We start from the raw sequence: 21379 nt of genomic DNA, 5'->3' as shown, positions 1-21379 counted from the left end.
GCTCCTTGGGAGTAGCTGCTGCTGGTGGGGTGGGTTACTGGGACAGAGAAAGCGACGCGGCGTCACGCAGCAGCGAGGCGAGCCCCGCAGCGGAGTCGACGACGTCGGTGGCGAGGCCGCTCGCAAGCGCCTCGTCGATCGGGGCGTCCGCGACGGCGCCGCCGCGGACGATGACACGGCGGCGAATGCCGGCCGCGAGCGCTCCCGCCGCGTCGGCATGCGGCTTGTCGCCGTAGAACCAGGTGGCCGAGGGGTCGGCACCGGCGATCGCGAGCGCCTCGCGCACGATGGAGGCGCCGGGCTTGCGTTCGCCGTGCTCGTCGGAGCACACGTAGGCGCCGATCAGGCCCGTCAGGCCGTGGTCGCGGCACGCGTCGCGCACGGCGCGGCCGGACAGAGTGTTCGACACCACGACGACAGGCATGCCCTGCGCCCGGCACTCCTCGAGCGACTCGCGCACCCCGTCTCGCAGCACACGGCGGCTCTTCGCGCGCCCGTAGCGGTGCATGAGGTCGTGGCACTCGGCGGCGAGCACGGCGCGGGCGCGCGAGTCGAGGTCCCGCCCGAAGTGTTCGACCCAGAACTCGTGCGGGCTGGTCTCGCAAAGCGAGTCACCCTTGGCCGCGGCGCGATGCTCGCGGGCCGTGGCGATCATCTGGATCGCGTCGCCGGGCTCAAGCGGGCTGTCGGGCGTCGACAGCAGGAACGCGAGCCGCTCGCCCAGCCGCATCATCTCCGCCGGGTTCTTCTCGGACAGGGAGATCACGCCGCCGTGGTCGATCAGCAGCGCGCCACGGCGTGCATTCTGGGCGGCCGATGCCGCGGCTGGCTCGCGTGCGATTCTCCCCGTCGGGGCACTCGCCGTGGCGCCGGCCTCCAGCGAGGCGACCAACGCATCGGCGAGCCCCTCGGGGGTCTCGAACGTCGCATCGGCCGTATGTGCGACAGCGAACGGCGGGTAGTCGGTGTGCTTGTCGCGGGTAATCAGCACACGGCCGATGCCCGCGCGGCGGCCGGCGACCACGTCGCGATCGAGCGTGTCGCCCACGTACCAGCAGTCCGCGGGATCGGCGCCGACGCCTGCGGCCGCGAGCGCGAGGATGCCGGGGTGCGGCTTGCGCATGCCGACCTCGTCCGAATACACCTGCACGGCGAATGCGTCGTAGAGCCCGAGCGACGCGAGGATGCGCCGGTGCGAGCGCCCGGAGTGCGCGTTGGAGACGATGCCCACGGGGATGCCGTGGCTCGCTGCCGTGTCGAGCAGGCGCCGGATGCCGGGGCGAAGGTGATGGTCCGTGATGAGGGTCTGGAGTGCGTCGAGCAGTTCGCCCGACTCCGCGGTCAGCAGTGCGCGGGCGTCCCCGGAAAGGTCGGCGGCGAGGAAGTCGCCCACGATCTCCCGCTGGGTGAGCTCGCGCGGCTCGGGCAGGCGGCTCGAGGCATGCTTCCAGTGCGTGAGCGCCGTGAGGCCCGCCTCGAGAGAGGCGCGCACCTGGGCGACGGGCACGTCGATGAGGCCGCGCTCGAGAGTCGCCGCCACGTAGGCCGCGGCATCGTCCAGGCCCGTCGGCCGCTTGGCCGTCGTGATGATCACGCCGCCGAAGTCGAGCAGGAGTGCGGCGGGGACGGGCAAGGGCGTCGCGGGCTGAGTGTCGTTCACATCGGCGACGCTAGCCAGGGGCTCCTGGAGCGTTCCAGTGGCGTTGCCTGTTGTTCGCCCGCGTTCGCCGAATGTTCACTGAGGGTTCTGATTGAATCGGCTCATGTCCGCCGACCGCGCCGCCCCCACCATCGTGGACGTCGCGCGCGCGGCAGGCGTGTCGAAGTCGCTCGTCTCCCTTGCCATCAGGGGCGACGTGGGTGTGTCCGACGCCACCCGCACGCGCATCCTCGCCGTCGCCGACGACTTGGGGTATCGCTCCAACGTGTTGGCGCGCGGGCTCGCGCGCGGCCGCACGCAGGTGATCGGTGTCCTGGTCTCGGACCTGTCCAACCCGTACCACGCGGACGTCGTCGCGGGCATCGAGTCGCGGGCCCTGGACGCGGGGCTCGGAACGGTCATCGGCCACGGCCGCTCACGGCCCGAGGTGCTCGCCGCGCGCCTGGACCAGATACTCGACCTAGGCGTGGACGGGGTCATCGTGGTCTCGGCGATGCTCGCCGCCGAGGCGCTCGACGCCGCCGCCACCCGCCGGCCGCTCGTCATGGTCGGCCGGCCGTTTACGCAGCCGCGGCGCGTGAGCGTGGTGCGCAACCACGACGAGCGCGGCGCCGCCCTCGCGCTCGACCACCTCCTGAGCCTGGGCCACCGTCGCATCGTGCACCTGGCATCGTCGAGGCGCGCCGCGGCATCGGCCCGTCGTCACGCCTATGGCGAGGCGATGACGCGTGCCGACCTTCCCGCGACGACCCTGTGGGTCGACGAGGGCGGCACGGCGGCACTGCTCGCGGCCTCCGGCACGCCCGAGGGACCCACCGCGTGCTTCGCCGGCAACGACCGCACGGCTGCCGCCTTGCTCCACGACGCGCTCGACGCGGGCCTCGATGTGCCCGCGCGGCTCAGCATCGTGGGCTACGACGACGCCCAGATCGCCCGCCAGGTGCGCCCAGGACTCACCACGGTCGCGCAGCCGCGCGAGGCCATTGGCCGCGAGGCGGCCAGGCTGCTGCTGTCACGCATCGACGGCGACCGCGACACGGTCGAGGTCACGCTCGAGCCGAGCCTGACCGTGCGGGGCACCACCGCCGCCCCCTGCTAGTCTTGACCCTCGCGGGTCACCCCGCATGCCCCCGTAGCTCAGCGGATAGAGCGCCGGTTTCCGGTACCGAAGGTCGCAGGTTCGATTCCTGTCGGGGGCACGTCGTATGCTCGCGACACAAGGGCCGCAGGGCGCGCTGAAAGGCGCGGACTCCTGCGGCTTTGTCGTTCCCGGCCGCGCACCACCGAGCCGCCCGCCCCCCCCCCCCCCCCCCCCCCGCACCCCCTTGCGCCCCAGGAGGCGCTGGGTGCCCGCTTTCGGTGAGAAACGGGCACTGGGTGGCTCCCAGCGCGCACGGCCTACAGCGTCGCGGCGTCGATGACGAACCGGTAGCGCACGTCCGACTTCAGCACCCGCTCCCACGCATCGTTGACCTGGTCCGCGGCAATGATCTCGACCTCGGGAACAATCCCATGCTCGGCGCAGAACTCGAGCATCTCCTGCGTCTCCGCGATGCCGCCGATGGTGGAACCGGTAAACGAGCGCTGGTTCGTAAACAGGGTGAAGACGGACATCGCGGCGGGCTCGGGCGGCGCACCCACGTTCGCCATCACCCCCGCAAAGTCGAGCATGCCGAGGTACGCGTCCACGTCCAGCGGCGCCGAGACGGTGTTGATGATGAGGTCGAAGGAATTGGCGAGTTCCGTGAACACGGAAGGATCGCTCGTTGCGTGGTGGGCGACGGCGCCGAACCGGAGGGCGTCGGCGCGCTTGGAGGAGGTCTGCGACAGCACCGCGACCTCGGCACCCATCGCGACCGCGAGCTTCACTGCCATGTGACCCAATCCGCCCATGCCGACCACGGCGACGCGCTTGCCGGGGCCCGCGCCCCACCGGCGCAGCGGCGAGTAGGTGGTGATGCCCGCGCACAGCAACGGCGCGACCTTCTCGAACGGAAGCGCGGCGGGCAGCGACAGCACGAAGTGCTCGTCTACCACCACGGCGGCGCTGTAGCCGCCCTGGGTGACGGTGCCGTCGGCGTCACGGGCGCCATACGTATCTGTGAACCCCTTCTCGCAGTACTGCTCGCGCCCTGCCTGGCAGTTGGCGCATTGGCGGCACGAACCCACCATGCATCCCACGCCCACGCGGTCGCCCACGGCCACGCTGGTCACCTCCGCACCGACCGCGGCGACCGTGCCCGCGATCTCGTGACCCACGGCCAGCGGGTACGTCTGCGCGCCCCAGTCGCCGCGCACGGTGTGAATGTCGGAGTGGCAGATGCCTGCCCACGCGATGTCGATGAGGACGTCGCGCGGCCCCACCTCCCGGCGAGTGACGCTGCCGCGCTCGAGCGGGGCGTCGGCGGACGGGGCAACAATGGCGGCAACGGTGCTCATGGCGCCATCCTAGGATGCGGCCGGCGCCTCGGCGGCACCCGTAGTTTCCTGGCCCTTCGCTTGTGTCGCCCGGCCCAGCACCAGCAGGACGGCGGCGGCGAGCGCGCAGCACACCGCCATCGCCCCGCCGACGAGGGTGGGTGTGGCGACACCCACCGCCCCCACGAGCGGCGCAGCCGCCGAGCCCGCGATCATCCGTGTCGCGCCCATGAGTGACGCGGCGGATCCGGCACGCTCGCGGTGGTCGTGGAGCGCCACCTCCTGGAGCGCCGGGTTCACGAACCCAAAGGCCGTGGTGAACACGAACAACGGCACCAGGAACAGCCAGACGCGCGAGTCGCCCGCGAAGGGGCCGAGGGCCGTCGCCGCCGCGGCGGCACCGAGCAGCACGGTCGCACCGATCACCACCACGCGCACCGGGGCGACGCGGCCCGCGACGCGGGCGCTGACTTGCGCCCCGGCGATCATCATGAGTCCGTGGCCGCCGAAGACGACGGCGTACGTGGTCTCGCTGAGCCCAAAGTGTTCGAGAAACAGGAAGGCGGAACTCGCCATGTACGACATCATCGCGGCGAACACCAACGCTCCCCCGGCGACTGCCAAGAGGTAGCGGCGGTCCGCGACGAGCGGCGCGTAGAGCCGCGGCCTGGCGACCGCGGCATCGGCCACGGGTGCCGCGCCAGGGCCCCACCGGCGCGGACTGAGTGCCCAGCTCGTGATCGCGAGCAGCGCCACCCCGACCCCGGCGAGCAGCCAGAACATCCCCCTCCACGGGGTCACCCCCAGCAGCCAGGCGCCGATGGACGGCGCGAGCACCACGAACGTGCCGTTGACCAACTGCAGTCGCGCGAGAGCACGCACCATCTGGGGTCCCTCGGACGCGTCGCGCACCATCGCGATGGTCAGCACGGCGGCCGAGGCGGCGCCGAGCCCCTGCGCGAATCGAGCACCGATGAGAACACCCGCGCTCGGCGCGAGCGCACACCCCACGGAGGCGGCGATGTAGACGACGAGAGCCACGAGCATGGGGCGGCGTCGGCCCACGCGGTCCGACCATGGCCCCGTGAGCAATTGGCCGAGAGCCATGCCGACGAAGGCCGCGGTCAAGGTCGCCTGGATGGCCGATGCCGACGTGCCGAGGTCCGCGACGATCGTGGGGAAGGCCGGCAGGTACAGGTCCATCGTCAGCGGCCAGATGGCCTGCACCAGGCCGAGCACGAGGAAGGTCAGCGCCGTGAGGCGCACGGGGGCCGCGACGGCGGCGGGTCTATCAACGGGCACGAGGTGCCCCTCCATCCGGCCGCGGGACGGGAACGAGCGGCCAGCTTCTACGCTAGAACGGAAAGGCCTTTCCCGCTACGTCGCGTCGGTGCGCGGCACGCCGCACCACACCCCGGGACCCGGCGTTCAGCTGCGCGCGAGCACGCGTGGCACCACCGCCACGAGCGCGAGCCCCACCACGATCTCCACCACCGCGAAGGCCGGCGACTCGACGGCTTCGCCCACGACGCGCCGCACCGAGCGGCGCCACACCTTGCGCGGCACTGCCCACTCCTTCTCGCGTTGACCGGGCACCGCGAGGCCCACTACGCCGTCGGTGACGAGCGCGAGCCCGGCCGTCCGCGAGGCGCTGGTGATCAGTCGGTTCTTCGCCATGACGTCAATCCTGCAACACGGATCCCAGCAACGCCATGTCATCCTCGGACAGCTCAAGCTCGGCGGCCGCAGCGGAGTCCAGGATCGAGCTGGGTCGCGACGCCCCCGGGATGGGGATGACGACGTCGGCGAGCGCCAGCTCCCATGCGAGGACCACCTGCTGCGCGGAGACGCCCCGAGCATCGGCCACCTGCTGGAAGGGAGCAAACCGGGTGCCGACATCGCCCGCCTTGCCGATGCCGCCCAGCGGGCTCCACGGCAGGAAGGCGATGCCCATGGCGGCGCACAGTTCTAGCTCGGGATACGACGTCACGAACGCCGGCGAGAACTGGTTCTGCACGCTGGCGAGTCGGCCGCCCAGGACGTCGTGGGCCTCACGAATCTGGTCCGGGTTCGCATTGGAGATGCCCGCCTGACGGATGACCCCTTCGTCGAGCAGCTCGGCGAAGGCGCCCACCGAGTCGGCGTAGGGCACGCGCGGGTCGGGCCGGTGATATTGCAGGAGGCCGATGCTGTCCACCCCCATCCGCTGTGCCGACGCCTTGGCTGCCTCCTTGAGGTACGCCGGGTCACCGTTCTGATACCAGGTGCCGTCGCCGGGGCGTAGGCTTCCCGCCTTGGTTGCGATCAGCACCGCGTCGGTGTCGCCGGGATAGGCGGCCACCGCGCGCGCGATGAGCTGCTCGTTGTGCCCTGCCTCGCCCGGGTTGAGGTGGTACGCGTCCGCCGTGTCGATGAGGGTGACGCCCGCGTCGAGAGCGGCATGGATGGTCGCGAACGAGCGGGCCTCGTCCGGCCGGCCCTCGATGGACATCGGCATGGCACCCAATCCGATGGCGCTCACCACCGTCTGGCCGAGTTCACGTCGCTTCATGCCTCTCCTTCACGTCAGGGGTGTCCCTCGAACGTACCTGGTAGGCCCGGAGAGCCTCAAATGCGCGTGCTCAGGCGGACGGCGAGGGGCTCGGGCTCGCCGCCACGTCGCCCACCAGGACCGGCGCGCCCGCGACGCCGTCGATCACCTCGACCTGGCAGCCGCCGAAGGTGCCGTCGGAGAACTCCCAGGACACGTCGACCAGGCCATCCTCGGGACCCTTCACGTCACCGCGCGCGATCGGAGGCAACCCCTCGGCAACCGCGAGCTCCTCGCACGCCGTGATCCCCACCTGCTGGTCCTCGGAAACGCCGGCACCCACCATCCACCAGATGACGGCTGCCACGATGATCACCGCGGCGACGGCGCCGGCCCCCACCATGGGCGCCCAGCTGCGCGGAGTCTGATCCGGGGATGCACTCATGGGCATCAAGGATAGGTGCGCCGCCGCGCGCGACGGCCCCACCCTTTCCTACGATGGGCGCATGCCCGCGCTCGACGACCTGCGCTACGTCCCCCGGCTCGGCCTCGCCCTCGGTGGCGGCGGCGCGCTCGGCGCCGCCCATGTGGGGGTGCTGCAGGTGCTCCACGAGCGCGGCATCGTTCCCTCGATCATTACCGGGACGTCCGCGGGGGCCATCGCCGGCGGGGCCCTCGCGCTCGGTGTGGACCCGTATGACCTCGAAGACCGCGTCCTGACGTGGTCGTGGGGCACGTTCGGCCGGTGGACACCTCGGCCCGGCCTGGGTCTCCTCACGGCCGACGCCCTGCTGGAGGGCCTCCGAAAGGTCGCCGGCGGTGACCCCCAGATCGAGGACCTGCCGACACGCTTTGCCGCGGTCGCCACCGACATCAACACCCGCAAGGCCGTCGTGCTCGACCACGGTTCACTGTCCCTCGCGGTGGCGGCATCGATCGCCGTGCCGGGCGTGTTCCGCCCCGTGCCACACCAGGGGCATCACCTCCTCGACGGAGGGCTGGTGCAGAACGTGCCGCTCGAGGCGTGCTTCGGGCTGGGCGCCACCCACGTCATTGGCGTGCGCCTCCAACCCGAATGGGACTTTCACGGCTTCGAATCGTCTGTCAGCGTCCACGAGTGGGAGATCAGCGCGGACGTCACCATGATCGAACCGCGCCTCGGAGGCCACACCGCGTGGGGCGTCGACGACCTTGGCACCCTCGTGCTGTTGGGACGCGAGGCCGCCGAGCGCGAGCTCGAGGACTACCCCGTCGTCGCGGGCCGGCCGGATCATCCCACGGCGCTCGAGCACCACATCGGCCGCATCACGACGCCGCCGCCAGCTCAGGCGCACTCGGAAGGTGAGCAAGCGCCTGCGCGACAGCACGGCATCGCAGGGTTCCTGCATCGACGTTGAGGCCACGCGCGAGCGCGCTGTCCGTCGCTAGGGCGTCGCGGCCGTGCGCGGCGAGCGCGTCGACGTAGGGAGCCGTCGCATGTGCGAGGGCCTCCGTCGCGGTCGCGCCCACCGCGCCGGGCATGTTGGCCACGCAGTACAGGGTCGAGCCGGCCACGCGGAACACCGGGTCGTCATGGGTGGTGGGACGCGAATCCTCGAAGCATCCTCCCTGATCGATCGCGATATCCACCAGGACTGAGCCAGGACGCATCCCTTCGACCATGGCGTGCGAGACGACCGTGGGCGCCGGGCGGCCCGGCACCAGGACCGCGCCAATCACCAAGTCCGCGGCCGCGACCTCCCGCGCGACCGAGGCGGGAGTCGACAGTTCGGTGCGGACGCGCTCGCCGTGGGCGTGGCGAGCCGCTGCCAGGCGAGACTCATCGAGATCGAGGACCACGGCATCGGCCCCCAACGCCACAGCCTCCGCCAAGGCGGCGCGACCGGCGACGCCCGCACCGATCACCACGACTCGCGCTCCCGGAAGGTCACCCACGCCGCCCAGGAGGACGCCGCGGCCTCCGCTCGGCGAGAGCAGGTGGTGGGCCCCCTCGAGGGTCGCGAGGCGGCCCGCGATCTCGCTCATCGGAGTCAGCAGGGGGAGAGTGCCGTCGTCGAGCTGAACCGTGTCGTAGGAGATCGCCGTCGTGCCCGCCGCGATGAGGGCGCGGGCGAGCGGCTCGTTGGCCGCAAGGTGCAGGAACGTGAACAGGATGTTCGCGCTAAGACGGTCGTACTCCTCCGGCACGGGCTCCTTGACCTTGAGCACCAGGTCCGCGGCCCATGCCTCATCGACGGTGCCGAGCCGTGCCCCCGCCGCGACATACGCCTCATCGGTGAGGAAAGATGCCGCGCCGGCACCCGCCTGGATCACCACGTCGTGCCCGGCCTTCGTGAGCCGGGCGGCTCCCTCGGGGGTGAGGGCCACCCTGGTCTCGCGGTTCTTGACCTCGGCGGGGACTCCGATGAGCATGGCAACTCCTGTTCTGCGTCCACCCCGCGGGTGACCGGACGGACGCGTCGGGCGGGCGTCCCAGGGATGGCGGGGCGCCTCACCATCCAGCCTGGTGCATCGGGGTCTGCCGCGCATCTCGACGCGGCCAAAGGCCTCGGACCTTTGTCCCGTGAGCGCCCTCGCCACGCGACGTAGAGTTGAATCGTTTCACAAACGAATGCCAGCCTGCGACACCCAGGAGAGATCATGCTGACCGACCTGCCCCGCCCCACCCTCGACGAGCTCATCGAGCAGATCGGCGACGGCGGCGCACGCATCTGCGACATCGACGCCTCGGAGGCCGGAGCCGGCAACATCTCGGTCTACATGGGCTGGGACGTCGAGGTGCGCCGCCACTTCCCCCACGCCGAGGAGATCACGCTGCCCGACCCGGCGCCCGCACTCGCGGGCGGCACGGTCCTGGCCACCGGCTCCGGCCGCCGCCTGCGCCAGTTGGCCGCCGACCCCCTGTCGGCGATGGGCGCCGTCGTCATCCACGAGGGTGGCGTGACCGGCACGCTGTACACGGCGAGCACGCGCCGGTTCGCGCGCCTGACGAGCGAATTCAACTCGCACCTCGCGGTGCATCAGGACCAGGTGGAGCGTCGCGGCATCGATTTCCAGGCCGTCGTGCACGCGCAGCCGCCGCACCTCACGTACCTCTCCCACATCCCGGCATATCGCGACACCGAGGCGATGAATCGCGCCATCCTGCGCTGGGAGCCCGAGACGATCGTGTCGCTGTCAGACGGGATCGGCGTGCTGCCGTTTTACATCCCGGGCTCGGAGCAGATGGGTGAAGCCAACGTGGCCGGGCTGCGCGAGCACGAGATAGTGCTGTGGTCCAAGCACGGCACCATGTCGCGCTCCGATGTCTCGGTCTACCGCGCCGTGGACCGCGTCGAGTATGCGGAGACCGCGGCCAAGTACGAGTACATGGACATCGTTGCCGGCGGCCGCGCCGAGGGGCTGACGCGCGACGAGATCTCGTCCGTCGCGACCACCTTCTCGATTCGCTCCCGCTGGCTGTAGTCGGCCCCGACACACGAAGACCCGGGTCGCCGCGGCGATCCGGGTCTGTGATGTGGGGCGAGGATCAGTCGGACGAGCGGTACGCGCCCGTCGAGCTCCAGTACGAGGAGTCGTACACGCCCAGGTCGTCGGTGCCGGGGACGTACTCCCAGTGCCACGGCTCCCACTTGCGCGACTTCGCCCAGGACGGGTTCTCCCAGCCCCACACGGGCCCGTTGGCCTCGAGCCAGCGCTTCGTCGCGCCCGTGTCGTCCGAGCCGCACAGGTCGATCGCGAGGCCCCAGCCGTGCACCGAGGTGCCGGGCGTGGCGGCGAGGTAGCCCTGGCTGCGCTTGGTCGCGTACTGGCTGGCAAGCGTGCGGTAGCCGTTGCCCACGCACAGGTCGCGTCCGAAGACCGCCTTGAACTGGACGTTGAGTTCCGCGAGCGCGACGGCGGCGTCGTTGCGGACGACCTCGCCGTTCCACAGGGTGCACAGCGACGAGTCGGTGAGCTTGCCGTTGTAGCCCTCCCACCCCTCGGACGGGTCGCAGTTGGGAAGGCTCGTGGAGACGATGTAGGTGGCCGATGCGGCAAGCGCCGTCGCGGACTCGTCGATCCCGGGCAGCGGGAGGTCGGAGGAGGCGAGCGCGACACCGCCACCCAGCAGGGCCGATGCCGCCGAGCTCGCGGGGACGTCGCCCGTCGCGAGCTGTTCGGCGCTCTCGTTCGCCTCGGCGTAGGGGGTGAGGGTGCCGACCATGGGGTAGACCACCATCGCGAGTGCGAAGCCCGCCAGCACTCCCGAGCGGGTGAGCAGCTTGCGGCGTCGGTGGGTGGTCTTGACCTGGAGTTCTTGAGTCTCCTGGAGGCGTCGCAGGCGACGCGAGCGGTGATGCGGCTGCGCGCCGTCCTCACGCTTGCTCACACAAGCCTCCACACAGATCGATTGCCATCGTCATCCCGCCATCCCCCTGGCCAGGATGCCGTCGATTGTAACCAAATGGTAACGACGAGCGCCACCCTCGGTCGTTGTCCTCATCGTCACCGCGGGCCCAACGCTTGAGAATATGGTCCGGTTCCCGCCGCGCGACAGGCCTTGTGAGGTTTGTCTCACGCCTCGCGCGACATCGCGTCGCGCACCTCGCCCACGAGCTCTTCGATGATGTCCTCGAGGTACACGAGGCCCACGGCGCGATCCTCCTGGACGACCTGTGCGAGGTGTGCCGCGGACTGCCTCATGAGGGCCAGCACCGACTCGACGCCAGCATCGAACGCCACGGTGGGCAGCGCGCGCACGCGCCACTCCTGGATGGGTTCCTCGCGCTCTCCCGGCCGCGCATAGAGCGTGTCCTTGATGTGCAGGTAGCCCACATAGTGGCCGTCCTCGTCGTGCACGGGCAGTCGCGAGTAGCCGGTCTCGCTGACGACCGCCTCAAACTCGTCGACGCTGACGCCCGCGGGCACGCCGCGCACGTCGCCGAGCGCGACCATCACCTCTCCGGCCGTGCGGTCGGAGAATTCGATGGCGCCCGACAGCAGCCCCTCCGCGTCCTGGAGTGTGCCTTCCTCGCTCGAGCGCTCCACGATCGAGTGCACCTCGTCGGCGGTGAACGCGCTCGTCACCTCGTCGCGTGGCTCGATGCCCACGAGCCGCAGCACACCGTTGGCGAGCCAGTTCAGGGCCGCAATGATGGGGCCGAGGACCCGCGCGATCCACACCAGCGGCGGACCAAAGAGTAGGGCCGCTCGCCCGGGGTTCGACACCGCCGAGTTCTTGGGCACCATCTCCCCCACGACGACGTGCAGCCCCACGACAATCACGAGCGCGATGATCACCGCGACGACGTGCGAGGCCTCGCTGGGGATCCCCAGCCCATGCAGCGGACCCTCGAGCGCGTGGGCGACGGCGGGCTCCGCGACCACACCAAGCGACACCGAACACACCGTCACTCCCAGCTGCGCCGTGGCGAGCATCAGCGACACGTTCTCGAGCGCCCACAGGACCGTACGGGCGGCACGCGAGCCCTCCTCGGCCAGCGGCTCGATCGAACTGCGACGCGCGGTGATCACGGCGAACTCGGCGCCCACGAAGAAAGCGTTGGCGAGAAGCAGGCCCGCCACGAGCAGCACCATCTGGATACTCATGGCGCCTCCGGGGCCGGGCGCACCCGCACCCGGTCGATGCGGCGGCCCACCATCCGTTCGACCCTCACCACGGCATCGTCCGTCGTGACCTCGTCGCCGACCTGTGCGACGCGGCCCAGTCGGGCCATGACGAAGCCGCCCAGCGTCTCGTAGGCGGGCGACTCGGGGATGGTGACTCCCACGGCCTCGGCCACCTCGTCGGGCCGGAGCACCCCCGGCACCACCCAATCGCCCGAGGGCATGCGATGCGCGGCGCTGCGGCGACGGTCGTGCTCGTCGGCGACCTCGCCGACCAGTTCCTCGACCACGTCTTCCAGCGTGACCAGTCCCGCCGTGCCGCCGTATTCGTCCTCGACGATGGCGACCTGCAGGCCGAGGTCTCGCAGTTCGAGCAGCAGCGGGCGCATCTGCAGCGTCTCGGGCACGCGCGGGGCGTCCACCATGAGGTCGCGCACGGGCACCTCGTGGCGGTCATGTGCGGGGACGGCGATGGCGGCGCGCAGGTGCACCAGGCCGATGACGTCATCGACGCCCTCCCCGACCACCGGGAAGCGCGAGTGGCCGCTCGCACGCGACAGCGCCATCACATCGGCCGCAGTGGCGTCGCGCTCCAATGTCGCGAGGCGTGTGCGATCGGTCATCACGTCGATGGCCGTGAGTTGGTCGAGGTCGATCGTGTTCTTCAGCAGCAGCGCCGTCGACGGGGCAAGGGTGCCCGCCTCCGCCGAGCGGCGTACCAGCGCGGCGAGTTCCTGCGGGGAACGCCCGCCCGAGAGTTCCTCACGCGGCTCGATGCCCATCACGCGCAAGATGCCGTTGGCGGAGCGGTTGAGGAGCGCGATGAGCGGCCCGAGCGCGGTCGTGAACGCCATCAGCCACGGCGCCACCAGCCGGGCGGTGCGGGTCGGGTCGGCGAGCGCCGCATTCTTGGGCACCAGCTCGCCGAACACCATCGAGAAGGCGTTGACGAGCACCAGCGACAGTGCGCCGGCGATGCCCGCGACCGCGGCGCGGCCCAGGGCCGTGGACTCGAGCGGCACGCTCAGCAGTTGCACGAGGGCCGGCTGCGCGGTGTATCCCAGCAGGATGGTGGTGAGCGTGATGCCCACCTGGGCCCCTGACAACTGCGTCGACAGGCGGGCGAGGGCGCGGCGCACACGCTTGTCCTTGCCACCGTCCTCCACATGCGCGGGGTCGAGCGCGACCAGCGAGAACTCGGCCGACACGAACACGGCGGTCCCCACGGTCAGCAGGACACCGACACCTACCAGCAGCCACTCGGTCATCTGAGGCGCGAACTCGGATAGTCCATAGTCCCGCCAGCATAGCCATCGGTCGTTAGCATCGACAGAGTTCCACGTCGCCACGGAAGGGGAACGCGTGCACCAGCAGGCCATCGAGGTCGACGGCGTGACGAAGCGCTACGGCGCCGTCACCGCCGTCGAGGACCTCTCGTTCACCGCCCAGCCCGGGCGCGTCACCGGGTTCCTCGGCCCCAACGGTGCCGGCAAGTCGACCACCCTCAGGATTCTCGTGGGGCTTGCGACCGCGACGGCCGGCACCGCCACCTTCGGCGGGCGTTCCTATGTGGACATCGCTCGGCCCGCGTCCGTGATCGGCGCACAGTTCGAGGGAGCGTTCCACCCGGGCCGCTCCGCCCGCGACCACCTCCGCGTGTACGCGCCCGTGGTCGGGGTTGATGACGCCCGGTGCGACGAGGTCCTCGCGATGGTGGGCATGACCGACGCCGCACGCCGCCGCGTGGGCGGCTACTCGCTGGGAATGCGCCAACGCCTGGGGCTCGCCACCGCGTTGCTGGGCGATCCCAGCGTGCTGGTGCTGGACGAGTCCGCCAACGGGCTCGACCCTGCGGGGATCCGTTGGCTGCGTTCCTTCTTACGCGCCTTCGCCGACGAGGGCGGCACCGTGCTGCTGTCCTCGCACATGCTCAGCGAGGTCGAGCAGACCGTCGACGATGTGGTGATCATCTCCGGCGGGCGGCTGCGCCATCACTCGTCTCTCGACGACCTGCGTGCGATGACTCGCCCCGGCGCCACACTGAGGTCGCCCGATGCCGTGGCGTTGGCCGCGTTTGTCAGGTCCCGTTTCGGTGAGGCCGGGACCGTCGAGACGGCCAACCGGGCGCGCATCGTCGGGGTCACGGCGGCCGAGGTCGGGGCGGCCGCCTTTGCCGACGGGCTCGAGGTACACGGGCTGTCCGACGAGGGCGAAAGCCTCGAGGACCTCTTCCTCAGACTCACGGCCACGACGGAGGGGATCCGATGACCGCCGCGCTGGCGTCCGAGTGGCGCAAGCTCCTCACCACGCGCCTGTGGTGGGTGCTGCTGGCCTGCATGATCGCGGGGGCGGCGTTCATGGCCGGCATCGTCGCGTTCTCCTTCGCGTTTGCCGATCAGCTGGGGGGCGACAGCGCCGCTCCTCCCGGGATGGACGATCGCTCGATGGCGGCCACCATCTATGGGCTCGCCGTGTCCTTCGGCTACGTCTTCCCCGCGATCCTGGGCGCGCTGGCGGTCACGGGCGAGGTGCGCCACCGCACCATCGACACGACCGTATTGGCCGATCCGCACCGGGGCCGCATCATCACCGCCAAGATGATCGCCGTCCTGCCTATGGCGGCGGTGTATGGCGTGGCGGGTATGGCGGGCGCCGTGGCTACCGGCGCGACCGGCCTCCTTGTGGCCGGCTCACCGACCTACCTTGACGACGCCTCGATGTGGGGGTCGATCGGGATGGGCGTCGTCGCGCTCACGGTCTGGGGTTTCGTGGGCGTCGGCCTCGGTGCGGCGGTGCCGCACCAGGTGGCGGTCATCGTCGCCCTGATCGGCTGGACCCAGCTGGTCGAGCCGATCCTGCGACTGGTGCTCGGGCTCATCGAACCCCTCGCCGGAGTCGCCGCCTATCTGCCCGGCGCCGCGGGGGACGCCATGGTGGGCGCCTCGTTCTATTCGTCGACCGGCGCGGGCGACCTCCTGGCGCCGTGGGCGGGCTTCGCTGTGCTGCTGGCCTACGGAGCGGTGGCCGCCGTGATCGGGTGGCTCACGACCTTCCGTCGCGACCTCACCTGAGGCGCGCGGGCCGGGTGTTGAGCATCGGGACACAGCGACTAGGCTGGGGCACGATCACACTGACGTATCTGACGCTACAGCGCCAAGAAAGCGAGCGGTCCCGCTGTGTCTACCGACACTTCCTCGCCTGATATCGAACGCACCACCGTCTCCCGGCCCGCCGATGCGCCGTCCGTGGCCTCACTGATCGTGGGCTCCGGCAGTACGCAGGCGAGCCCCAGCGTCGCTCCGCCGAAGCCCTCCGAGGTGCCCGCGGCGGACGCAGGCGAGAGCGCGAAGAAGGTCGTCATCGCCCCCGCCGCCACCGACGCCTCGGCGGCAAAGTCGGCGCCGAGCCCGGCCGCACCGGCCGCCAGCGCCGCCGCGTCCAGCACGCCCGCCCCCACCCCGGCCGCCGAACCGGCGACGCCCTCGCCCGAGGCGAGTGCGGCATCGGCCGTCTCTCCCGCCCAGCCGGCCACGGCATCGGCCACAACGGAGCAGCCTCCTACGCAGCCCATCGCGACCGCCCAGGCTCCCTTCGCCTCGTACCTGCAGCGCGATGACCACCAGCTGCTGAGCGCCAAGGACGTCAAGAGCGGCGTCGAGCGCCTGCGCGGGCCGGCGGCACGCGTGGTGGCGAACATGGAGGCGTCACTTGAGGTGCCGACCGCCACCTCGGTGCGCACCATTCCCGCGAAGCTGCTGATCGACAACCGCATCGTGATCAACAACCACCTCACGCGCACGCGCGGCGGCAAGGTGTCGTTCACGCACCTGATCGGCTACGCGATCGTGGAGGCGCTCGCCGAGCTGCCCGCGATGAACGCCGCCTATGTCGAGGACGACGGCAAGCCCGCCGTCAGCACCCCCGAGCACATCAACTTCGGCCTCGCGATCGACCTCGCCAAGCCCGACGGCTCGCGCCAGCTCCTGGTGCCGAACGTCAAGGACGCGGACAAGATGAACTTCGCGACCTTCTTCGCGGGGTACGAGGACGTCGTCAAGCGCGCGCGTGCCGGCTCGTTGCAGGCAAGCGACTTCCAGGGCACCACCATCACGCTGACAAACCCGGGCACCATCGGCACCGTGCACTCGGTGCCGCGCCTCATGGGCGGCCAGGGCACCATCATCGGCGTGGGTGCCATGGACTACCCCGCGGAGTTCCAGGGCGCGTCCCTCGACACCGTGACCCGCCTGGGCGTGTCCAAGGTGATGACGCTCACCTCGACCTACGACCACCGCGTCATTCAGGGTGCCCAGTCGGGCGAGTTCCTCGCGCTGGTGCACAAGAAGCTGCTGGGCCTCGACGGGTTCTTCGACCGCGTCTTCACCGCGCTGCGCGTGCCCTACGAGCCGGTTCGCTGGATCCAGGACGCCGCCACCAACGAGACGGCTGAGGCCGCCAAGCCCGCGCGCATCGCCGAGCTCATCCACGCCTACCGCTCACGCGGCCACCTTATGGCGGACGTCGACCCGCTGTCGACCCGCATCCGCAAGCACCCCGACCTCGACGTCCAGACCCACGGCCTCACGCTGTGGGACCTGGACCGCGTCTACGCGACGGGCGACTTCGGCGGCAAGGACCGCTGGAAGATGCGCGATGTGCTCGGCCTGCTGCGCGACGCGTACTGCCGCACCATCGGCATCGAGTACATGCACATCGCGGATCGCACGCAGCGCCAGTGGCTGCAGGAGCGGCTTGAGGTGGGCTACACCAAGCCCGCCCCCGAGGAGCACCTCCGCATCCTGCGCCGCCTCAACGCCGCCGAGGCCTTCGAGGCGTTCCTCCAGACCAAGTACGTGGGCCAGAAGCGCTTCTCGCTCGAGGGCGGCGAGTCGCTGATCCCGCTGCTGGACGCCGTGATGTCCTCGGCCGCCGAGGCCGGCATCCAGGAGGTCTGCATCGGCATGGCCCACCGCGGCCGCCTCAACGTGCTCGCGAACCTCGCCGGCAAGTCTTACTCGCAGATCTTCTCCGAGTTCGACGGCACGGCCGTCCCCGGCTCGGTGCAGGGCTCCGGTGACGTGAAGTACCACCTCGGCACCGAGGGCACCTTCACCGCCGAGACCGGCGCGACCACCAACGTCTACCTTGCGGCCAACCCCTCACACCTCGAGGCCGTGAACCCGGTCCTCGAGGGCATCGTGCGCGCCAAGCTCGACCAGTTGGGCGCCGACCCGGCCACTGAGGGCTTCCCGGTGCTGCCCGTGCTGGTGCACGGCGACGCGGCCTTCGCGGGCCAGGGCGTGGTCATGGAGACGTTGAACCTTGCGGGCCTGCGCGGCTACAAGACCGGCGGCACCGTCCACGTCATCATCAACAACCAGGTGGGCTTCACCACGGGACCGGGCGACTCGCGCTCCACGCGCTACTGCACGGACCTCGCCAAGGGCTACCAGATCCCCATCCTGCACGTGAATGGCGACGACCCCGAGGCCGTGGTGCGTGCCGCGCGCCTGGCCTTCGAGTACCGCGAAGCCTTTGGTCGCGACGTCATCATCGACATGGTCTGCTACCGCCGTCGCGGTCACAACGAGGGCGACGACCCCTCGATGACGCAGCCGCGCATGTACGACCTCATCGAGGGCAAGCGCTCCGTGCGCCACCTCTACACCGAGTCCCTCATCCGCCGCGGCGACATCACCGAGGAGGAGGCCGAGGCGGTCTCGCAGGACTACCTCGCTCAGCTCGAGCGCGTGTTCCTCGAGACCCGCGAGGGCTTCTCTGGCACCGACACCGAGTCCATCTCGGGCCTCGAACTGCCGTCCTCGCAGTCGTCCGATGCCGGCGTGATGGTCGGCTGGCAGACGGCCGTCTCCCAGGGCCAGGTCGAGCGCATCGGCCGCGCTCACACGCGCCCTCCCGAGGGCTTCGCCGTCCACCCCAAGCTCGCCAAGCTGCTCGAGCGCCGCGAGGCGATGAGCCGCGAGGGAGGCATCGACTGGGGCTACGGAGAGATCCTCGCCTTCGGCTCGCTGCTGCAGGAGGGCGTCCCCGTGCGCCTGGCCGGCCAGGACGCGCGCCGCGGCACCTTCGTGCAGCGACACGCGGTCTTCCACGACCGCGCCACCGGCGCCGAGTGGACGCCACTGCAGTACCTCGCCTCGGACCAGGCGCGACTGCACATCTACGACTCGTCGCTGTCCGAGTACGCGTGCCTGGGCTTTGAGTACGGGTACTCCGTCGAGCGCCCCGACGCGCTCACCCTGTGGGAGGCGCAGTTCGGCGACTTCGTCAACGGCGCCCAGACCATCATCGACGAGTTCATCTCGTCGGCCGAGCAGAAGTGGGGACAGTCGTCCTCCGTGGTGCTGCTGCTGCCTCACGGCTACGAGGGCCAGGGACCGGACCACTCGTCCGCACGCCCCGAGCGCTTCCTCCAGTTGTGTGCCGAGGACAACATGATCGCGGCCATGCCGTCGACCCCGGCGTCCTACTTCCACCTGCTGCGCCGCCAGGCCTACCAGCGTCCGCGCCGCCCCCTCGTGGTGTTCACGCCCAAGTCGATGCTGCGCCTGCGCGCGGCAAGCTCGGACGTCGAGGACTTCACGACCGGCACGTTCCAGCCGATCATCGGCGACCTCGTCGACCCCTCGGGCGTGACCCGCGTGCTGCTGTGTGCGGGCAAGGTGTACTACGACCTCGCCTCCAAGCGCGAGAAGGACGGCGACACGTCGACGGCCATCCTGCGCCTCGAGCAGCTCTACCCGCTCGACCACGACGCCATCCAGGCGGCGCTCGCACCGTTCGGCGACGCGGAGATCGTGTGGGTCCAGGAGGAGCCGCGCAACCAGGGCGCGTGGACGTACCTCGCGCACGCGTTGCCGCACGTCATCGGCCGCGAGGTGCGAGGCGTCACCCGTCACGCCTCGGCCTCCCCGGCATCGGGCCTCAGCTCGCGGCACCAGGCCGAGCAGGCCGACGTCGTCGAGAGGGCCTTCCAGCGATGAGGAACGTATTCTTCGTGGGCGACGAGCTGGTCGCGGGTCAGGGCGATCCCAAGGCCCTGGGCTGGACCGGCCGTGTCGCGGCCCGCACCGCCCCACTCGCGGCGGACCTGCGTTTCCACACGCTCGCCGTGCCCGGCGAGACCACGGCCGAGCTCTCGGGCCGCTGGGACGAGGAGGCGCTGCGCCGCGTGGGCCACGACGACGCCTCGTCCACGCAGAACTTCGTGATCTTCGCGCTGGGCCGCCACGACGTGGCCCGCGGGGTCTCCCCCACGATGACGCGCCTGCACCTAGCGAACACGCTTGACCGCGCGTCTGGCCTGGGCTTTCGCGCCATGATCGCGGGGCCCCCGCCCATCGCGGCCGCCGACAAGCGCACGCTGGCCGAGTACGCCGCGCTGACCGAGGAGGCCGCCGCGCGTCGCGACGTGCCCTTCATCGACATGTACGGGCCGCTGGCCCGCCACGAGCAGTGGGCCACCGACATGGACGCCTCCGGCGGCGAGGTGCCGCTGCAGGCCGGCTACGGCCTCATGGCCTGGCTCGTGCTGCACTCGACGTGGCACTCGTGGCTGGGCGTCGAGCCCGCGCGCGCCGAGAACTGAGCGGCTCGCTCACCCCTGCGTCCCGCGCTTTGCGCCCTGCGCCCCATGGGACAACCACCGTCGCTCTGACGACTTCTGTGCGTCCTGTGGGACATTCACCGCGCAGGCAGTCGGTGACGGTCCCATAGCGCGCACGAAAGTGCTGAGAGCAACGGTGAGCGTCCCATAGGGGGCAGGACCCCGGACGGGACACCCGGCCTTACGCGATCACACCCGCGTTCTTCAGCGTCACGGTGAGGTCGTGCGGGCGCGAGGCGATCGACACCGCATCGTCGAGCGTGACCGAGCCGTCCGCGACGAGGCGGAACAGGTGCTGGTCGAAGGTCTGCATCTTGTAATACTCGCCGTCGGCGATGAGGTCCAAGATGGGCGGCTGGCTCGACGGGTCGACGATCGCCTCGGCGATACGGCCGTGGTTGACCATGACCTCGGCGGCGAGGGTGCGACCGTTGCCGTCGGCCTTGCGGATCAGGCGCTGGGACACGATGCCACGCAACGTCTCGGCGAGCGTGGCGCGCACCTGGCCCTGCTCGTGCGGGGTGAAGAAGTCGATGATGCGGTTGATGGTGTCCTGCGCGTCCACGGTGTGCAAGGTGGCGAGCACGAGGTGACCGGTCTCGGCTGCGGACAAAGCCGCACGCACGGTCTCGATGTCGCGCATCTCACCGATCAGGATGACGTCGGGGTCCTGACGCATCGCGCCACGGAGCGCGGCGGTGAAGTCGAGCGTGTCGGAGCGCACCTCGCGCTGCGAGATGATCGCCTTCTTGTCCTTGTGGAGGACCTCGATGGGGTCCTCGATGGTGATGATGTTGACCTCGCGCAGCGTGTTGATGAGGTCGATCATGGAAGCGAGCGTGGTGGTCTTGCCCGAGCCGGTCGGGCCGGTCACGAGCACCAGGCCGCGCGGCTCGAGCGCGAGGTCCGCGATGACCTGCGGCAGCCCGAGCTCCTCCCACGGGGTCGCACCCACGGCGACGCGACGGAACACCAGACAGTCGGTGCCGCGCGCGACATACGTGTTGACGCGGAAGCGTCCCACGCCCGACAGCGAGAATGCGAAGTCCGCCTCGTGGGTGTCGCGGAACTGGGCGACCAGGTCCTCCGGCAGCACCTGCGCGACCATGTGCCGGGTGTCCTCGGCCGTCAGCGGCGGCACCTGCAACTTGCGCAGGCGCCCGTCGACGCGGATGCGCGGGGCCGAGCCCACCTTGCAGTGCAGGTCGGATCCTCCCGTCGACGCGAGGGCGTGGAGGAACGGGATCACGGATGCAGGCTGCTGCTCACTCACGCCTGACCCATCGGCACGAGTCGCCTGTTTCTTGAGGAAGAGGCGCGAGGCGTCGTGCACGAGTCGAGTGTGGGATGATGGAGGGTCGAGTCGTCAGCTGCGCGTGAGAAAGGGGGAACCCGATGAGCAAGCGAGGCCGCAAGCGCAAGGCGCGCGCCAAGGGCGGAGCCAACCACGGCAAGCGTCCCAACGCCTAAGTGCGAGAGCAACGCACGCACGAGCCCGCATCGGTTTTCCGATGCGGGCTTCGTCGTTGTCTGG

Annotated in this window: 19 protein-coding genes and 1 tRNA gene; 9 read left to right on the top strand and 11 right to left on the bottom strand. The window is 70.6% G+C overall.

The window, feature by feature from the left end:
- Positions 1–34 precede the first annotated feature (34 nt).
- On the bottom strand, positions 35–1660 hold the full coding sequence (locus B7K24_RS05135; protein ID WP_084129041.1) for an HAD-IA family hydrolase: 1626 nt from the start codon (positions 1658–1660) through the stop codon (positions 35–37).
- 103 nt (positions 1661–1763) lie between these two features.
- On the opposite strand from B7K24_RS05135, the gene B7K24_RS05130 reads away from it, so the two are divergent.
- On the top strand, positions 1764–2759 hold the full coding sequence (locus tag B7K24_RS05130) for a LacI family DNA-binding transcriptional regulator (RefSeq protein WP_200808276.1): 996 nt from the start codon (positions 1764–1766) through the stop codon (positions 2757–2759).
- A gap of 27 nt (positions 2760–2786) precedes the next feature.
- Positions 2787–2859, top strand: a tRNA-Arg gene (locus tag B7K24_RS05125).
- Positions 2860–3058: 199 nt separating this feature from the next.
- Here the strand turns inward: B7K24_RS05125 and B7K24_RS05120 are convergent.
- The 5 genes from B7K24_RS05120 to B7K24_RS05100 form a co-directional block, all read right to left on the bottom strand.
- On the bottom strand, positions 3059–4099 hold the full coding sequence (locus B7K24_RS05120) for an NAD(P)-dependent alcohol dehydrogenase (RefSeq protein ID WP_084129040.1): 1041 nt from the start codon (positions 4097–4099) through the stop codon (positions 3059–3061).
- Positions 4100–4108: 9 nt separating this feature from the next.
- Positions 4109–5380, bottom strand: a complete 1272-nt coding sequence (locus tag B7K24_RS05115; RefSeq protein ID WP_159449154.1) for a multidrug effflux MFS transporter — start codon at positions 5378–5380, stop codon at positions 4109–4111.
- Between the two features lie 126 nt (positions 5381–5506).
- Positions 5507–5755, bottom strand: a complete 249-nt coding sequence (locus tag B7K24_RS05110) for a hypothetical protein (protein ID WP_084129038.1) — start codon at positions 5753–5755, stop codon at positions 5507–5509.
- 4 nt (positions 5756–5759) lie between these two features.
- On the bottom strand, positions 5760–6629 hold the full coding sequence (locus tag B7K24_RS05105) for an aldo/keto reductase (protein WP_084129037.1): 870 nt from the start codon (positions 6627–6629) through the stop codon (positions 5760–5762).
- 70 nt (positions 6630–6699) lie between these two features.
- Entirely contained in the window at positions 6700–7053 is a 354-nt protein-coding gene (locus B7K24_RS05100; protein WP_144268129.1) for a hypothetical protein, read from the bottom strand.
- A 61-nt stretch (positions 7054–7114) separates the two neighbouring features.
- Between B7K24_RS05100 and B7K24_RS05095 the strand changes: the two genes are divergently transcribed.
- Positions 7115–8005: a patatin-like phospholipase family protein gene (locus B7K24_RS05095; RefSeq protein ID WP_159449153.1), complete on the top strand. Its 891-nt coding sequence runs from the start codon at positions 7115–7117 to the stop codon at positions 8003–8005.
- Here B7K24_RS05095 and ald read toward each other — a convergent pair.
- Positions 7914–9020, bottom strand: a complete 1107-nt coding sequence (gene ald, locus B7K24_RS05090) for an alanine dehydrogenase (RefSeq protein ID WP_084129034.1) — start codon at positions 9018–9020, stop codon at positions 7914–7916. The two genes, B7K24_RS05095 and ald, sit on opposite strands and share 92 nt — an antisense overlap.
- A gap of 228 nt (positions 9021–9248) precedes the next feature.
- On the opposite strand from ald, the gene B7K24_RS05085 reads away from it, so the two are divergent.
- Positions 9249–10073, top strand: coding sequence for a class II aldolase/adducin family protein (locus tag B7K24_RS05085; RefSeq protein WP_084129033.1), 825 nt, complete (start codon positions 9249–9251; stop codon positions 10071–10073).
- Between the two features lie 64 nt (positions 10074–10137).
- Here B7K24_RS05085 and B7K24_RS05080 read toward each other — a convergent pair whose 3' ends face one another.
- From B7K24_RS05080 to B7K24_RS05070, 3 genes are all read right to left on the bottom strand, one after another.
- Positions 10138–10980 (bottom strand): M15 family metallopeptidase, encoded by an 843-nt coding sequence (locus B7K24_RS05080; protein ID WP_084129032.1) that lies wholly within the window; start codon positions 10978–10980, stop codon positions 10138–10140.
- Positions 10981–11165: 185 nt separating this feature from the next.
- Complete coding sequence (locus B7K24_RS05075; RefSeq protein ID WP_084129031.1) at positions 11166–12200, bottom strand: hemolysin family protein; 1035 nt, start codon at positions 12198–12200, stop codon at positions 11166–11168.
- On the bottom strand, positions 12197–13486 hold the full coding sequence (locus tag B7K24_RS05070; RefSeq protein WP_084129030.1) for a hemolysin family protein: 1290 nt from the start codon (positions 13484–13486) through the stop codon (positions 12197–12199). The genes B7K24_RS05075 and B7K24_RS05070 overlap by 4 nt, the downstream gene beginning before the upstream one ends.
- 94 nt (positions 13487–13580) lie before the next feature.
- Between B7K24_RS05070 and B7K24_RS05065 the strand changes: the two genes are divergently transcribed.
- The 4 genes from B7K24_RS05065 to B7K24_RS05050 all read left to right on the top strand — a co-directional run bounded on the left by B7K24_RS05065 (position 13581) and on the right by B7K24_RS05050 (position 19827).
- On the top strand, positions 13581–14486 hold the full coding sequence (locus B7K24_RS05065) for an ATP-binding cassette domain-containing protein (RefSeq protein WP_084129029.1): 906 nt from the start codon (positions 13581–13583) through the stop codon (positions 14484–14486).
- Positions 14483–15289: an ABC transporter permease subunit gene (locus B7K24_RS05060; RefSeq protein ID WP_084129028.1), complete on the top strand. Its 807-nt coding sequence runs from the start codon at positions 14483–14485 to the stop codon at positions 15287–15289. The genes B7K24_RS05065 and B7K24_RS05060 overlap by 4 nt, the downstream gene beginning before the upstream one ends.
- 183 nt (positions 15290–15472) lie before the next feature.
- Complete coding sequence (locus tag B7K24_RS05055; protein WP_373994158.1) at positions 15473–19222, top strand: multifunctional oxoglutarate decarboxylase/oxoglutarate dehydrogenase thiamine pyrophosphate-binding subunit/dihydrolipoyllysine-residue succinyltransferase subunit; 3750 nt, start codon at positions 15473–15475, stop codon at positions 19220–19222.
- A complete protein-coding gene (locus tag B7K24_RS05050; protein ID WP_084129027.1) occupies positions 19219–19827 on the top strand; it encodes a GDSL-type esterase/lipase family protein in 609 nt (202 codons plus the stop codon). Before B7K24_RS05055 ends, B7K24_RS05050 begins: the two co-directional genes overlap by 4 nt.
- A gap of 199 nt (positions 19828–20026) precedes the next feature.
- Here the strand turns inward: B7K24_RS05050 and B7K24_RS05045 are convergent, their stop codons facing one another.
- Positions 20027–21118, bottom strand: a complete 1092-nt coding sequence (locus tag B7K24_RS05045) for a type IV pilus twitching motility protein PilT (RefSeq protein WP_144268128.1) — start codon at positions 21116–21118, stop codon at positions 20027–20029.
- Positions 21119–21240: 122 nt separating this feature from the next.
- On the opposite strand from B7K24_RS05045, the gene B7K24_RS13765 reads away from it, so the two are divergent.
- Positions 21241–21315: a 50S ribosomal protein bL37 gene (locus tag B7K24_RS13765; RefSeq protein WP_371327667.1), complete on the top strand. Its 75-nt coding sequence runs from the start codon at positions 21241–21243 to the stop codon at positions 21313–21315.
- Positions 21316–21379: the final 64 nt, after the last annotated feature.

The sequence above is a fragment of the Demequina sp. NBRC 110055 genome, assembly GCF_002090135.1.
Classification (GTDB): Bacteria; Actinomycetota; Actinomycetes; order Actinomycetales; family Demequinaceae; genus Demequina.
Note: the sequence above shows the minus strand (reverse complement) of the source record. Positions and strands in the feature narration are given on the sequence as shown.

Coding starts and splice junctions, on each gene's coding strand:
- B7K24_RS05095 (WP_159449153.1), top strand. CDS start 7,115: ATGCCCGCGCTCGACGACCTGCGCTACGTCCCCCGGCTCGGCCTCGCC.
- B7K24_RS05060 (WP_084129028.1), top strand. CDS start 14,483: ATGACCGCCGCGCTGGCGTCCGAGTGGCGCAAGCTCCTCACCACGCGC.
- B7K24_RS05120 (WP_084129040.1), bottom strand. CDS start 4,099: ATGAGCACCGTTGCCGCCATTGTTGCCCCGTCCGCCGACGCCCCGCTC.
- B7K24_RS05100 (WP_144268129.1), bottom strand. CDS start 7,053: ATGAGTGCATCCCCGGATCAGACTCCGCGCAGCTGGGCGCCCATGGTG.
- B7K24_RS05050 (WP_084129027.1), top strand. CDS start 19,219: ATGAGGAACGTATTCTTCGTGGGCGACGAGCTGGTCGCGGGTCAGGGC.
- B7K24_RS05070 (WP_084129030.1), bottom strand. CDS start 13,486: ATGACCGAGTGGCTGCTGGTAGGTGTCGGTGTCCTGCTGACCGTGGGG.
- B7K24_RS05130 (WP_200808276.1), top strand. CDS start 1,764: ATGTCCGCCGACCGCGCCGCCCCCACCATCGTGGACGTCGCGCGCGCG.
- B7K24_RS05110 (WP_084129038.1), bottom strand. CDS start 5,755: ATGGCGAAGAACCGACTGATCACCAGCGCCTCGCGGACGGCCGGGCTC.
- B7K24_RS05105 (WP_084129037.1), bottom strand. CDS start 6,629: ATGAAGCGACGTGAACTCGGCCAGACGGTGGTGAGCGCCATCGGATTG.
- B7K24_RS05085 (WP_084129033.1), top strand. CDS start 9,249: ATGCTGACCGACCTGCCCCGCCCCACCCTCGACGAGCTCATCGAGCAG.
- B7K24_RS05075 (WP_084129031.1), bottom strand. CDS start 12,200: ATGAGTATCCAGATGGTGCTGCTCGTGGCGGGCCTGCTTCTCGCCAAC.
- ald (WP_084129034.1), bottom strand. CDS start 9,020: ATGCTCATCGGAGTCCCCGCCGAGGTCAAGAACCGCGAGACCAGGGTG.